This is a genomic window from Acidobacterium sp. FHG110202_01 (genome assembly GCF_059115305.1).
In genome coordinates this window covers 257419-271718 of record NZ_JBZYWJ010000003.1, presented here as the reverse complement: position 1 = coordinate 271718, position 14300 = coordinate 257419, and the positions used below count along the sequence as shown (strand labels likewise).

Genomic DNA, 14300 nt, shown 5'->3' with positions numbered 1-14300 from the left:
CTGCCGGATCAGTGTGCGGGGAAAAGCGGTTCCGGATTGAGTTGCAGAATCCGGTGCTGAGATATTTTCAGTTCGCGCCACCATCTTCTGTTCTCAATGCTATATAGAACTACTCTGCCGTGCAGGCCATTTATATCGCTAAGATGCTCAATCCACCTCCATTGTCTTTAATTTCCGGAAACAATCTTGTGCGATTCTCAGTGTCAACAGGACTCGATTCACCAATACATCGTCCTAGCTGTGGGACGCAGCAGAAGCAAAGCGCAGCATGACCGGATCCTGTCCTGAAACCTGGGCCGCAAGAATAGCGCTGACCGCGCTTGCCGGCAGGGGCTTGGCGAAGTAATAGCCCTGGCCAAAGTGGCAGCCTAGCGACTGCAGCCACTGGAGCTGCTCGGCATTCTCAATGCCCTCGGCGACGACATTCATCTTGAGCGACTGTGCAAGGTGAACGATCGCGCTCACAATCTCCTGCGATTCCTTTCGCTCCGTCATGCGCTGGATAAAGGAGCGGTCAATCTTGAGCGTGTCAAAAGGGAAGCGGTGCAGATGGTTCAGTGAGCTGTAACCGGTCCCGAAATCATCCATGTGCAGACCTACGCCCATGCGGCGCAGGTGCTGCATCGTTTTGAGCGCAGCGTCGGAGTTATCCATGAGGCTGCTCTCTGTCATCTCCAGACTCACATTTCCCGCGTCCACTCCAGAAGTTTCAAGCGCATTTGAGACGCGCTCCACCAGATCGGGCTGGGCAAATTGCTTCGCCGAAAGATTCACGCTTACGCGCAGGTCGAGTGCATCAGCGCTCAGCGCACGCCAGGCAACAATCTGGCGGCAGACTTCCCTGAGCACCCAGTCGCCCAGGGGAAGAATCAGGCTGGTCTCTTCTGCGATGGGAATAAACTCCGAAGGCGGAATCAGTCCGCGATCCGGATGGTTCCAGCGGACAAGCGCCTCCAGGCTGATGACTCGCCCTGATTGAAGATCGACCTCCGGCTGATAGTAGAGGACCAGCTGGCCGGCTTCAATCGCGTGACGCAGCTCTGATTCAAGCTGCATCTGGCGCAGTGTGCGCTCGCGCATGCTCGGGGAGAAACAGACCGGTTTGCCGCGCCCATCGGATTTGGCTTGATACATGGCAAGGTCAGCGTCGCGCAGCAGGTCTTCCGCGGAGCCATAGCTGGCGCCAGCCATCGCCACGCCGAGATGCGCATCGATGCTGACCGCCTTCTTTCGTAAAGTAAAGGGCTGCGCCAGCGCATCATGGAATGTGCACGCTATCTGCAAAGCATGCAGCTTGCGCTCAACTCCATCGAGAAGAATCGAGAACTCTGCGTCCGTGGTGCGCGCTACCAGCGACTCGCAGCTCAGATTGCCGCTGCGCAAAGCATTCGTGAGTCGGCGTGCGATCTCAAGCAAAAGCGTATCGGCAGCCGCAAAGCCCAGGCTCTCAGGAATAAAACGGTAGCGATCCAGACTGAGCGAGATCACGGCAAAATTCCACTCCTTCTTGTCCTGCGCCCGGCGCAGCCGCCGCTCCAGGCGGTCAAGAAAGAAGAGGCGGTTCGGCAATCCGGTCAGGGGATCGCAGGTCCGGCGCTCAGTGTGGTCGGTAAGCGAGCCTCCTACGCGCCTCTGCTTCTGATCCGCGATGCCACGCGCCACCACCCAGCGCCAGCTTCCATCGCTGTGACGGATGCGGTGTTCATAGTGAAAGCCGCACGTTTTGCCTGCAGCCAGCGCCTTCAACTCTGCTTCGAGCCGCGGTCTGTCTTCCGGATGCGCGTGGCCCAGCCAGTGCTCTAGAGAGCCTGAAAAGTCTGCAGGCTCAAGCCCCGCAATTGTCTGCCAGCGGTGCGAGTAATCGACGCACCCGGCCCGCAGGTCCCACTCCCAGAACCCATCCGATGAAGCACGCGCCCCCAGTTCATACCGGAAATGCGCCGGCTCGGATGCAAAGCCGGCTTGCAAACAAGCCTGATCTGACTGAAAACTTTGAGTCATAAGATGGCCCGCCGCCGGCTACACTTCGGCCTTGAGCTTCCTCGTGTTTATCGGCTATAGAAGGAAGAAGTTTAAGGGGTCATCGAAGCAGGAATCACAAAGCTAAACAGAATCATAAATGAATCACGCCGCGCGCAATCGCAATCAGCGACAGCGTCGCCACCACAATCCACAACAGCAGCCCCTGCAGCATCGGTCTCACGCCCGTTTCCTTGAATGTCTGCCGGCTGATCCCGCTCCCGATCAGAAACAGCGTCACCGCCAAGCCAAGCTTCCCCAATCGATAGACGGAAGCATAGGCCATATGGAGCTGCGGCAGATAGCTGTTCATCACCGCCGCCAGGCAGAAGAAGAGAATGAACCAGGGCAGATGGATGCGCGCTCCGTTCTTCTTCACGGCTGCTGTCGCCAGCGCAACAGGAACAATCCACAAAGCACGCGCCAGCTTTACCGTCGTGCCGATAGCCAGTGCCGCAGCGCCATACTTCGCCGCCGCTCCCACAACTGAGCTGGTGTCGTGAATCGCCAGCGCTGACCACAACCCGAACTGCGTCTGCGAAAGATGAAGCGCCGTACCGATCGCCGGGAAGACAAACAGTGCAACCGAATTGAGCACAAACACCGTGCCCAGTGAGACAGCCATCTCCTCCTCATTGGCATTGGTGACCGGGCCGAGCGCTGCAATGGCGCTGCCGCCGCAGATCGCCGTCCCCGCAGAGATAAGGAACGACTGCGTCTTTTCAACCCTCAGAAGATGCCCCAGCAACGCGCCAAGCCCAAGCGCGAACGCAATGCCAACGGCGGTATAAAGAAATCCGGAGCGGCCGACCTTGATGACCTCACCCAGATCCATGCCAAATCCGAGGCACACCACCGAAACCTGCAGCAGAAACTTCGCCAGCCTCTTGCTGTCGAGATGATAAGGATGCTTCAGCAGCATTCCATAAGCCAGCCCCGAAGCCAGGGCCAGCGGAGGAGAAAGCAGCCCGCTCGCCGCCAGAATAATCGCGACAAAAAAGAGATTCTTCGCCATACACTCTGAGCTTTGCAGCCGGAAGGCATGCGCGTCCAAGAGTGATTTGTGATGCCTGATTCGTTTTACTTATGAGTATTCAGAAAGCGCTGGAACGCGGCGGCCGCACCTTCCGGCTCGGGCCCGAGCCTTCGGATCAGCGTAAGGCCGCGGCGAATCTCGAGTCCCTCTATCTTCACCGTGGCAATCGTACCCAGGCGCAGAGACTTGCCGATCGCCCACTCCGAGACAAAACCGAGCCCCAGCCCGGCCTCGACGCCCGAGAGAATCGCTTCTGTCGAATCGAGCTCCATCCGAATTTGTAACCGGTTCAGTGGCAAACCCGCTTTACGAATCGCCTGTTCTACCACACGCCGTGAGCCTGAGCCCTGCTCCCGCAAAAGCAGCGGCACCTCAGCAAGCGATTTCAATGGAACCCCTGCAAGCCCGCTCCATTCATGGCTGCGCGGAGCAATCAGCACCATGCGGTCTTCGAGGAACTTCTCTGTATGGACTTCCTTGGTCAGCGGCGGCCCTTCAATCATGCCCAGCATGATCTGGTCTTTCAGTAGCAGCGAAACAATCTCTTCTGTATTGCCGCTCACCACCGAAAGCGCAACTCTGGGATTGTCCTTAAGAAAAGCCCCCAGAATGCGGGGAAGAATGTACTGAGCCACGGTCGTCGAAGCGCCCAGGCGCAGCGCGCCGCTTGCTTCGCTGCCGAGCCCGGCCAGCGCAACTCTCGCTTCTTCAAGCACGCGCGCCGAACGCTCGGCATATTTAAGCAGCAGCTTTCCCGCAGGAGTGAGCGAGATGCGCGTGCCGCTCCGGTCGAAGAGGCGCGTTCCCAGCTCTTCTTCAAGCGCATGGATGTGCTGGCTGACCGCAGGCTGGCTGAGGTGCAACGTCTCCGAGGCCTTGCGGAAGCTGGCCTGCGCTGCCACAGCGCGGAAGACTTTCAGCCGGAAATTTTCCATTTATGCCGTTCTGAAACACAGAAGCCCCGAGGTCTCCGGGGCTTCTGGCATCACTGCGAATGAAGGTTTGGCTTTAAACAGTCACAGCCTTGGCTGATTCGGTCTGCGTTGCGCCGGAGTTCGGCTTGACATCTGCAGACTTCTCGTTACCCGGCTTGCGGATATCGATGCCGCCCTTGAAGAAGGCGCCGTCTTCAATCGAGATGCGCTGCGCTATCACGTCGCCCGAGAGCGAGCCCTCGCTGCGGATATCGACGCGGTCGCTGGCGTTCACGTTGCCGCGGACTTTGCCCAGAACAACGATTTCGCGGGCCGAGATGTTGGCCGTCACCTGTCCATTACGGCCAATGGTCACGCGGTTGCCGGGCAGGTTGATCGAGCCCTCGACTTTGCCATCGATATAGAGTGATTCCGAACCTGTGACCTCACCCTTAATGATGAGGCTCTTGCCGATGGTAGCCTGATCGGACGTTGCCTGTGAGGCGGCAGCTGGCGCGCTGCTGCGTGCGCTCGAGTCAAAGCTTGGGGTTGTTGGAGCGGCCGGCCGAGTTGGCTCGCTGGGTGTTGGCGAAGAGCTTCCGGTCTGATTTGGTTTCCACATCTGCTTGGGGTTTCCTTTCTTCTCCTCTTGGCTTGCTTCTGCTCCGGGATCTCGCGCGAGTCCCTCGACCGCTTATTTCGTCCCGAAATCAAGAAGCATCGAACGTCGAACCTTGTCCTGTTCGGGAGCTTTACTGTCCCGAATCCGCGCAATCGGCGCTGCTGTCTGCATCTTAAACAGGGTTGCGCGAAAATTGCACCCCATTCGCAGAAATCTTTTTTCCAATGCGCTCTAATATGGTTCCGAAGGAAACCATTTTGAAATCGCACCGCGCCTTTTCTCCTATTGCGCGCCTTTTCTCCTATTGTATGACTGATCGTGAACTTCTTCACCGCATCGAGCGCTCGCCCGGTCAAAAAACTGGCTACAAGCAGCTCGTCCGTGAACTCGGCCTCGGCGGAGGACGTGACCGCCGCCTGTTGCTCGAGCACCTGGCGCGGCTCACTGCGCGCGGCGCGCTGGTCAAAATCGACCGCGACCACTGGAGCATCCCCAAAGCGGCTGCCCAGCGCGACAACCTTGTCGCTGGCCGCATCGATCTCCACCGCGACGGATACGGCTTCGTCCGCCCCACCGACCGCAGCCGCGCAGGCGACGACGATATCTTCATTCCTCCCAATGAGCTGAGCGGCGCCATGCAGGGCGACCAGGTGCTGGTCGAACTCCTGTCGCCGCGCGCCGACGGCCGCAAGCTGGGCCGTGTGCTGCGCGTGCTTACCCGCCGCAACCCCACCGTGGTAGGCATTTTCCACTACGCCCGCAACGACCGTGCGCAGGGCCACTCCGTCATGCCCTTTGACGAGCGCATGACCCAGCCCATCCTGGTTCCTTTCGGTCAGGAACTGCCTCCCGCAGACAAGCCCTCCGGCACTCCGCACCGCGTTCTCGGCGAAGAGGCAAAACGCCATAACTTTGACGATCTGGAAGGTCTGGTCGTTGATGTGGAAATCACCGAATGGCCCACCATGGGCCGTCCCGCGCGAGGCCGCGTCATCGAAGTGCTGGGCGCGGAAGACGATTTCGGCGTCGATGTTGAAATCGTCATCCGCAAGCACCATCTTCCCCATGTTTTTCCGGACAAGGTGCTCGAAGAAGCGCGCAGCGTAGCCTTTCTTGATCCGGAGACCGTCGCCGCCCGCCGCGACTTCCGCCGCCTGTCCATTGTCACCATCGATGGGGAAACAGCCCGCGACTTCGACGATGCCGTTCTCGTCCGCGAGCACAGCGACGGCACATTCGAGCTCCAGGTTCACATCGCCGACGTGGCGCAATACGTTTTTCCCGCCACCGCGCTCGATCTGGAAGCGCGCCTGCGCGGCAATTCGGTTTACTTTCCAGACCGCGCCATTCCCATGCTTCCGCAGGAGCTTTCCACCAACATCTGCAGCCTGCGCCCGGATGAAGACCGCCTCGTCCTTTCCTGCCTGATGAACATTGACGCCTACGGCGACGTCCTCAGTTATGAGATCACCGAAGGCGTCATCCGCTCAGCGCGCCGCATGACCTACACCCAGGTGCACGCGATTCTGGAAGGTGATGAAACCGTGCGCTCCGAGTTCCGCGAGCTGGTCCCCGAATTCGAGCGTATGCACCGGCTCGCGCAGATTCTCAACAAAAAGCGCGAGCGCCGCGGCTCCATCGATTTCGACCTGCCCGAGCCCATCATCGAGTTCGACGAGTTCGGCGCCATGAAGAGCATCTCGCGTTCGGCGCGCAACTGGGCGCATCGCCTCATCGAGGAATTCATGCTCGCCGCCAACGAATGCGTCGCTTCATGGATCGAACAGCAGGGCGTCGCCTCTATCTACCGCATCCATGAGAAACCCGAGCCGCGTCGCGTCGTCGAGTTTGAAGAGACAGCCGCCAGCTTCGGCTATTCGCTCGGCGTCGGCAACCTGCCCGTGCGCAAATTTCAGATGAAGTCCGAGCGCCGTGAACAACATGGACGCGGGCGCAATCCGCGACAACATGAGGTTCCCGAGGACATCGTCGTCACGCCGCGCATGTATCAGAAGCTGACAGCGAAGATCGCCGGCAAGCCCGAGGAGCGCATTCTCTCCTACCTGATGCTGCGCTCGCTCAAGCAGGCGCGCTACAGCGAAAAGAACGAAGGCCACTTCGCGCTGGCCGCTCCCTGTTATACGCACTTCACTTCGCCCATCCGGCGCTATCCGGATTTAATCGTGCACCGCATCACGAAGGCCCTGCTGTCTGAGGGTGTGAGCGGCGAAGGTCATCTCGTGGCGGGCGAGCCGCATGCGATCGAACGCGCAAGTATGCCTCCGTGGAAACGTGACGTCGAACATTCTTTGAAGGGGCACGGCTTCAGCCGTGCCGCAAGTCATCCGGGATCCACGCGGCTTCAGCCGCCGAGGGAAGGTTTTTCAGGTCTGGACGAGCCCGCACTAGCAGCCATCGCGCAGGAATCAAGCGAGACCGAGCGCCGCGCTGCCGACGCCGAACGCGAACTGGTCGAGTGGAAGAAGGTCAAGTTCATGCAGGACCGCGTTGGCGAGGACTTCAGCGCCATGGTTCTGAGCGCAACCAAATACGGCCTCTTCGTCGAGCTCGACAACCTCTTCATCGAGGGACTGGTGCCCATCCAGAGCCTCGGCCAGTTTGACGGTGACTACTACACCTACCGCGACAACACCCGCCAGATCATCGGAGAACGATGGGGCCGCAAATTCACCTTCGGCCAGAAGCTGCGTGTCGTGCTCGACCGCGTGGATGCCAATGAGCGTCGCCTGCAGTTCTCAGTTCTCGACGAGGGACCGCAGGAGCGGAGGAAGCAACCCGGAAAGAGTGCAAAATCCCGCAAACAGAAGCAGAAGTCATCAAAGCATCACGGCGCAAAGCCCAGGAAGCCCTCCGGCAAAAAGCGCAGAAAATAAGCGAGCAAATGCTTCTCAGTGCTGCTGCGCGTAGTAATCCTGAAGCACAGTGAAGGCCTTCTTCTTCTCTCCCTTATCGGAAACCAGCCCCTTGCGGTTGTAGTAGTCCTGAATACCGGGAAGCTGCCGCATAGGCGAACGGAAGTCCATCAACACCCACGGCGTAATGCCGGCGAGGAAGGGAATGTTTTTGAACATCTGAAACTGCTGCTGAAACAGATTCGCCTGATACTCTTCGCTGAACCTGTATGTCGCATCCCTATGCAGGCCGGCCTTTGCGCCTCCGCCAAATTCGCTGATGATCAGCGGTTTGTGCATCGGATTTTCCCACTTGATCTCAGGAATCTCTTCCGGCTTATTGGTGTACCAGCCAAAGTATTCGTTATAGCCCAGCACATCGAGATACTGCCCCAGCGGATCATCCATCACAACCGTCTTATCGCTGTTGCCATGGTGAGGAATTACGACCGCTGAAGTAATCAGGCGCGTGGGATCCTGCTGGCGCGCCAGGCCGGCAAGCTTTCCGATAAATTCCGTCCGCTCCGGACTGACCGGCGTTTCATTCGACATCGACCACATGATGACCGACGCCTTGTCATTGTCGCGCCGGATCATATCGTGAAGCTGCCCGGAAGCCACATCAAACGTATGCGGATTCGTCCAGGCATTGCCCCAGTACACCGGAATCTCCGACCACACCATAATGCCCAGTCTGTCGGCCACGCGCGTCATGTGCTCGCTGTGCGGATAGTGCGCGAGCCGCACAAAATTTGCATGCAGCTCATGCGCCCACCCAAGAAGCGTCTGCGCATCTTCTTCCGACCACGCGCGCCCCGAACGGTACGGCGCTTCCGCATGGATGCAGATGCCGCGCAGAAATACCGGCTTGCCGTTCAGCAGAATCTTTTCGCCTTGGACCTCAATCGTGCGGAAACCGACTTCATCCTTCAGAGCATCAGCACCCGCACGCAGTTCCACGCCGTAGAGCTTCGGATTCTCCGGTGACCATCGCATGAGCCCGGATGCGGCAATCGAGAAAACAGCGTTGCCGGAAGTATCTGTCTCAGCTGTCTTCTCGATCTTCAGTTCGGGAACGCGCAGCGTAACCTTCTCGCCCGCGCTTGCTCCGACGACGTGAACAAAGCCATCAAGCTGATCTCCGGGGCCGCGCTTCAGCTGGAGCGAGTAGTCATCGATGAAGCTTTCCGGCACCTCCACCAGCGAGACTTCGCGTGTGATGCCGCCATAGTTCCACCAGTCACTCTTGATTCCGGGCACGCGCTCCACCTGCCGCTGGTTATCTACCGCAACCACAGCGAAGTTCTCGCCCGGCTTTAAAACGCTGGTTACATCACAATCGAAGGCCGTGTATCCGCCTTCATGCTGGCAGACATAGCTGCCGTTCACAAAGATGTGCGCCGCGTAATTCACTGCTCCAAAGTGCAGAAAGACGTGCGTGTGCGGCTTGGGCTGATAATCAAAATCTTTCTCGTACCAGAGCAGCCCCTCATAGAAAAACAGGTCCTGTTTCTGCGAGTTCCAGTCGCCGGGAACCTGAAGCGTGGGCGATTTCGCAAAGTCATACTCCTGCAAAGCTCCGCCCGGAACCGGATGCCCGTTCTTCGCATATCCATTCAGATTGGGCTTGTCCGGATGGCTGCCCCATCCATTCCAGTACGGATCGACAATGGAATGCCACGGCCCGTTCAGGCTTGTCTGTTGTCGATGATCGACATCCACCAGCAATGTCGTGGGCTGTTGCGCCCGAAGCGGGATCAAGGCGGAGAGGAAAATAAAAAGACAGGCAGTGGTCAGACCATATTTGCGCATGGCCAACATCTTACTTGCGGGGAGCGCCAAGACGAAACTGATTTGCGAGATCGAATTCGTCGCGCAGCTCCGGCGTCTTCAGGTTCTCGCGCAGATGCGTGAGCCGCTGCTCAAGCGCGTGAAGGCTCGCCGCAACAGCCTCAGCATTGGTGTGCGCAATGTCGCGCCACATGGAATAAGGACTTGCGCCCAGGCGCGTCATTTCGCGTAGAGCGCGACCCCCGATCGCGCGCAGCTCCTCATCGTCACGAAATTTGTCTTCAAGAAGCGCGCTCATCGCAGTCGAAACAAACTGGGGAAGGTGGCTCACCCAGGCGCACAGCTCGTCATGGCGCTTCGGGTCGAGATCGATCACGCGGCTGCCGAGCCTCTGTATCCAGGTACGCCATTCGTCGGCTTTTGCCCGCGCCTCGACCGACATTCCCGAGCCGCTCATGCATTCCGTAAAAAGCCAAACTGCGCCATGAAAAAGATTCCCATCCGCATGCGCCGCTCCGCTGACTTCTTTGCCCGCCATGGGATGCCCTGGCAAAAATCCAGGCTTGTCCAGCTCATTGTAGAGCCCGGAAGCGTGCTCACAGAGCACGCCCTTCACGCTGCCGACATCAGTGACCAGCTGATCTGCACGCAGAACAGGAGCGAGCCTCTCCAGCCATTCAAGGATGCTGAAGACCGGCCCGCTGAGCAGCACCACGTCGCTCTGCTCAGCAGCCATCAGCGGATCATCGGCGATCACCGTGACTGCTTCACGCCCAAGGGCGATCGCTGCCTGGACCACGTCGCGGTCCCAGCCGAAGATCGTGCCGGCAAAGCCATTCTGGCGCAGCGCCATCCCGATTGAGCTACCAATCAGCCCCGTTCCGAGAATGGCGATACGCTCGATGGCCATGGCTAAGCGATGTTTCTCCCTACAGCGGTTGCGATAAGCCGAAGCTCCTGCATCAGCTTTGCGAACTGTTCCGGAAAGAGCGTCTGTGCTCCATCCGAAACAGCCTTATCCGGGTTGGGATGCACCTCGATCAGCAGTCCATCCGCGCCCGCGGCAATCGCAGCTCGCGCCATTGCCGGAACCTTGTCGCGAATGCCCACGCCATGCGACGGATCGCCAAGCACCGGCAGGTGCGACAGCTTCTTTAGCACCGGAATGGCCGAAATATCCATGGTATTGCGCGTGTACGTCTCAAAGGTGCGGATGCCGCGCTCGCACAGCATCACTTCATAGTTGCCGCCGGACAGAATGTATTCAGCCGAAAGCAGCAGCTCCTCAATGGTAGCGGCAATGCCGCGCTTCAGCAGCACCGGCTTGCGCACCTGTCCAAGCTCCCGCAGCAGGTTGAAGTTCTGCATGTTGCGCGCGCCTACTTGAAAGACATCGACGTAAGGCATCATCAACTCGATCTGCGAAATCTCCATCACCTCGCTGATGATGAGCAACCCGGTCGCATCGCCCACTTCGCGCAGCAGCTTCAGCCCTTCCAGTCCGAGCCCCTGGAAGGAATACGGCGAGCTGCGCGGCTTGAAGGCGCCTCCGCGCAGAAATTTTGCGCCTGCGGCTTTCACTTTTTCGGCAGCCGCAAAAATCTGCTCGCGGCTTTCCACCGAGCACGGCCCGGCCATCACCACCGCTTCCATATTGCCGACCGTCACCCCGTTCTTGAACTTGATCACTGTGCCTTCCGGGCGAAAGCCACGTCCAGCAAGCTTATAGGGCGAAGAGATGCGGTAGGCCTCCGCAACTCCTTCGAGCACTTCAAAATCCTTAACGTCAAAGGCCGCCGGAGTTCCTACTCCGGCAAGAATGGTTTGTACCGTGCCGGTGGTGCGATGAACCTTGAAGCCGAGATCGATCATCCGCTCGGTTATGTTTTGTATCTGTTCTTCGGATGCCTTCTCTTGCATGGCGACGATCATGATTTCTTTCCTGTCTCCCCTGTTGCAGACCTTTGTGAGGCAAGCTCATCCTGCTGCAGCGACCGCATCACATCGATAATGCGCTCATAAATATGCACCAGCTCACTATCGGGCAGGGGGCCCTTGTTGGCTGCACGCACATTTTCAAAGATCACGCGCTCGCGGTTCGGTTCATACACAGGCAGGCTTGTGGATTTCTTCAACTTGCCGATGGCCTGCGCGGCCATAGCGCGCTCGCTGATGAGCGACACAATCTGACGATCGAGTTCATCAATCTTCTTGCGCCAGTCTGCAATGTCCATGTAGTTCCTTCCTGCGTAAGAGAACGCGCGGCTGCGCGCCTGCGCTGTAGTTAAGCTGCCTTGGAAACTTTTGCGCGGATTACTGGGCCAGCGCCACGGGTTGGCGCAGACCCCTGATAAATCGTGCGATGGAGCTGGGGGCTTCTTCGCGCGTCGACTTTTCAATGATGGCAACCAGCGCGCTGCCTACCACTGCGGCATCCGCATATTCTCCGACCGCTGCAACATGCTCCACATTCGAGATGCCGAAGCCGACAGCAACCGGCAGATCAGTGAATTTGCGCAGCCGCTTCACCAGCTCTTCCGCGTCCGATGTAAGTGCCTTCTGCGTGCCCGTGATGCCGGTGCGGGAAATCGCGTAGACAAAGCCCTGCGATGCCTGCGCAATGCGCTTGAGGCGCTCATCGGGACTCGTAGGAGCAGCAAGAAAAACAGGCGCAAGATGATGCGCGCTCAGCTGCTTCAGATATGCATCCGCCTCTTCGACAATCATGTCGGTGATAAGCACACCGTCCACGCCGGCCTTTTCCGCCGTTTCACAGAAGCGCTCCAGCCCGAAGCGCAGCACAGGATTGTAATAAGAGAAGATAACGAGCCCGGCTTCAGGCCGTTCGCGCCGCAGATCAGCGGCAAGCGCAAGCACATCGGCAAGCTTCGTTCCGCCTTGCACAGCACGCTCGCTGGCCCGCTGGATCACAGGCCCATCCGCAACAGGATCGCTGAAGGGCACGCCCAGTTCGAGCACATCGGCGCCCGCATCAATCGCGGCCAGCGCAATCGCGCGCGTAGTTTCGAGATCAGGATCGCCGGCCGTCAGATAAGCGACCAGACCGGGCTTGCTTTGGAAACGAATCGGCATGAATCGAGTCTCTACTCCGCGGCTCCCTTCAACTTCAGTTCGCGCGCGAGGATGCCCATATCCTTATCGCCGCGTCCTGAGAGGTTGACTATTAGTATGTCATGCCGTGAGAGAGTCGGCGCAAGCTTGATGCACTCGGCAACTGCGTGCGCGCTTTCGAGCGCCGGCAGAATGCCTTCTGTGCGCGCCAGAGTTACAGTTGCTTTGAGCGCATCTTCATCGGTAGCCGAGGTATACTCCGCGCGCCCGGAATCATGCAGCATTGCATGCTCGGGGCCGACCGATGCATAGTCGAGTCCCGCGGAAACCGAATGCGTCAGCGCAATCTGTCCAGCGTCGTCCTGCAATACATAGGAGTAGGTGCCCTGCAGCACTCCCGGCGACCCGCCGCTGAAACGCGCCGCGTGCTCTCCGAGTTCCGGCCCGCGCCCGCCTGCCTCTACTCCGATCAGACGGACTTCCTTGTCAGGAATAAATTCATAAAACGCGCCGATGGCATTCGACCCGCCGCCGACACACGCGATGATTGCATTCGGCAGGCGGCCTTCTTTTTCCAGAATCTGCTGCCGCGCTTCCTTGCCGATGACGCGATGAAAATCACGCACCATCATCGGATAAGGATGCGCTCCGAGCACGCTGCCAAGTAAGTAGTGGGTGGTCCGGACATTCGTGACCCAGTCGCGCATGGCCTCGTTAATCGCGTCTTTCAGCGTGCGCGAACCGGAGCTGACGCCGCGCACCTCTGCGCCCAGCAGCCGCATGCGATAGACATTCAGCTCCTGCCGGCGCATGTCCTCTTCGCCCATGTAGACGACGCATTCAAGGCCAAACAGCGCGCAGACCGTCGCTGTCGCTACTCCGTGCTGGCCCGCGCCCGTCTCGGCAATGATGCGCTTCTTGCCCATCCGCCTGGCGAGCAGGCCCTGCCCGATGCAGTTGTTGATCTTATGCGCGCCGGTATGCAGAAGGTCTTCGCGCTTGAAATAAATCTTTGCGCCGCCAAGCTGCTCCGTCAGGCGCGAGGCAAAGTAGAGCGGCGTGGGACGGCCCACGTAGTCGCGCAGCAGCGAGTCCAGCTCAGCATGAAATGCGGGATCAGCCTGCGCCTCCGCATAAGCCTGCTCCAGCTCTTCGAGCGCCGCCATCAGCGTTTCAGGAACGTAGCGCCCGCCATACGCGCCAAAGCGGCCCGTGGTTTTCGTCTCTGCCGGATACGTTGCTGTGCTCATGGTGACTCCTCCACCTTCAGATTACGCCATCATCTGCGCCGCAGCTGCTTTGGCCGAGCTGATGAAGGCGCGTACACGGTCATGATCTTTCCTGCCCGGAGCAGCTTCCACGCCGCTCGAAACATCCACTCCCCAAGGCTCAAGCGTTTGGATCGCCTCGCTAACATTGGCCGGATTCAGCCCACCGGCGGCAATCAGCCTCAGATGCGGTGCAGCCTCAAGAAAACCATGCCGAGCAGCCTTCCAATCGAAGCGGACTCCCGTTCCACCAACTGCCGCGGCTGTACGCGAATCGACCAGCACGCCGTTGATGCTGTGGTCTGTCTCAAGAACCTTCAGCTGCGGCTCCAGATCCTGCGTGTAATGGACGACCCGCAGAATGCCAAGATCAGACCCAAAGAGCTCGCGCAGCTTCGACGGCAGCAGAGCATCATTCGTCGCATGCAGTTGCACACCGGTCAGGCCGCCTTCCGTCACTACCCGCGCAATCTGTTCAAAGTCCCAATCGACAAAGACGCCATACTTTTCAAGCCCCTCCGGCAGATGCGGCGTAATCGCGCTCACCTGTTCTACAGTCACGCGCCGCGGGCTTTCTGCAAACACAAACCCCACCGCATCCGCTCCCGCGTCAGCAGCGAGCAGCGCGTCATCGAGGTTCGTATTCCCGCAGATTTTGATCCACAT

The 14300-nt window shown here is 59.0% G+C and carries 12 protein-coding genes; 1 reads left to right on the top strand and 11 read right to left on the bottom strand.

Annotated features, from left to right (window positions below):
• Positions 1-234 precede the first annotated feature (234 nt).
• The 4 genes from AC5S16_RS07435 to AC5S16_RS07420 form a co-directional block, all read right to left on the bottom strand.
• Positions 235-1968 carry a putative bifunctional diguanylate cyclase/phosphodiesterase gene (locus AC5S16_RS07435; protein WP_493929408.1) on the bottom strand — a complete coding sequence of 578 codons (1734 nt, stop codon included), beginning with the start codon at positions 1966-1968 and terminating at the stop codon, positions 235-237.
• Between the two features lie 145 nt (positions 1969-2113).
• Positions 2114-3034 carry a YeiH family protein gene (locus AC5S16_RS07430; protein ID WP_493929407.1) on the bottom strand — a complete coding sequence of 307 codons (921 nt, stop codon included), beginning with the start codon at positions 3032-3034 and terminating at the stop codon, positions 2114-2116.
• A gap of 65 nt (positions 3035-3099) precedes the next feature.
• The gene (locus AC5S16_RS07425; protein ID WP_493929406.1) at positions 3100-3990 is read right to left on the bottom strand and encodes a LysR substrate-binding domain-containing protein; all 891 of its coding nucleotides are present in this window, start codon (positions 3988-3990) and stop codon (positions 3100-3102) included.
• Positions 3991-4063: 73 nt separating this feature from the next.
• Entirely contained in the window at positions 4064-4591 is a 528-nt protein-coding gene (locus AC5S16_RS07420; protein ID WP_493929405.1) for a bactofilin family protein, read from the bottom strand.
• Between the two features lie 308 nt (positions 4592-4899).
• Here AC5S16_RS07420 and AC5S16_RS07415 point away from each other — a divergent pair, with 308 nt between their 5' ends.
• Positions 4900-7485 (top strand): ribonuclease R family protein, encoded by a 2586-nt coding sequence (locus AC5S16_RS07415; protein ID WP_493929404.1) that lies wholly within the window; start codon positions 4900-4902, stop codon positions 7483-7485.
• 15 nt (positions 7486-7500) lie between these two features.
• Here the strand turns inward: AC5S16_RS07415 and AC5S16_RS07410 are convergent, their stop codons facing one another.
• The 7 genes from AC5S16_RS07410 to AC5S16_RS07380 form a co-directional block, all read right to left on the bottom strand.
• Positions 7501-9315, bottom strand: coding sequence for a glycoside hydrolase family 2 protein (locus tag AC5S16_RS07410; protein WP_493929403.1), 1815 nt, complete (start codon positions 9313-9315; stop codon positions 7501-7503).
• Positions 9316-9325: 10 nt separating this feature from the next.
• Entirely contained in the window at positions 9326-10204 is an 879-nt protein-coding gene (locus AC5S16_RS07405; protein WP_493929402.1) for a prephenate dehydrogenase, read from the bottom strand.
• A gap of 2 nt (positions 10205-10206) precedes the next feature.
• The gene (gene aroF / locus AC5S16_RS07400) at positions 10207-11226 is read right to left on the bottom strand and encodes a 3-deoxy-7-phosphoheptulonate synthase (RefSeq protein ID WP_493929401.1); all 1020 of its coding nucleotides are present in this window, start codon (positions 11224-11226) and stop codon (positions 10207-10209) included.
• Entirely contained in the window at positions 11223-11528 is a 306-nt protein-coding gene (locus AC5S16_RS07395) for a chorismate mutase (protein WP_493929400.1), read from the bottom strand. Before AC5S16_RS07395 ends, aroF begins: the two co-directional genes overlap by 4 nt.
• A gap of 79 nt (positions 11529-11607) precedes the next feature.
• Complete coding sequence (gene trpA, locus AC5S16_RS07390) at positions 11608-12387, bottom strand: tryptophan synthase subunit alpha (RefSeq protein WP_493929399.1); 780 nt, start codon at positions 12385-12387, stop codon at positions 11608-11610.
• A gap of 11 nt (positions 12388-12398) precedes the next feature.
• Entirely contained in the window at positions 12399-13616 is a 1218-nt protein-coding gene (trpB, locus tag AC5S16_RS07385) for a tryptophan synthase subunit beta (protein ID WP_493929398.1), read from the bottom strand.
• A 21-nt stretch (positions 13617-13637) separates the two neighbouring features.
• Positions 13638-14300 carry a phosphoribosylanthranilate isomerase gene (locus tag AC5S16_RS07380; RefSeq protein ID WP_493929397.1) on the bottom strand — a complete coding sequence of 221 codons (663 nt, stop codon included), beginning with the start codon at positions 14298-14300 and terminating at the stop codon, positions 13638-13640.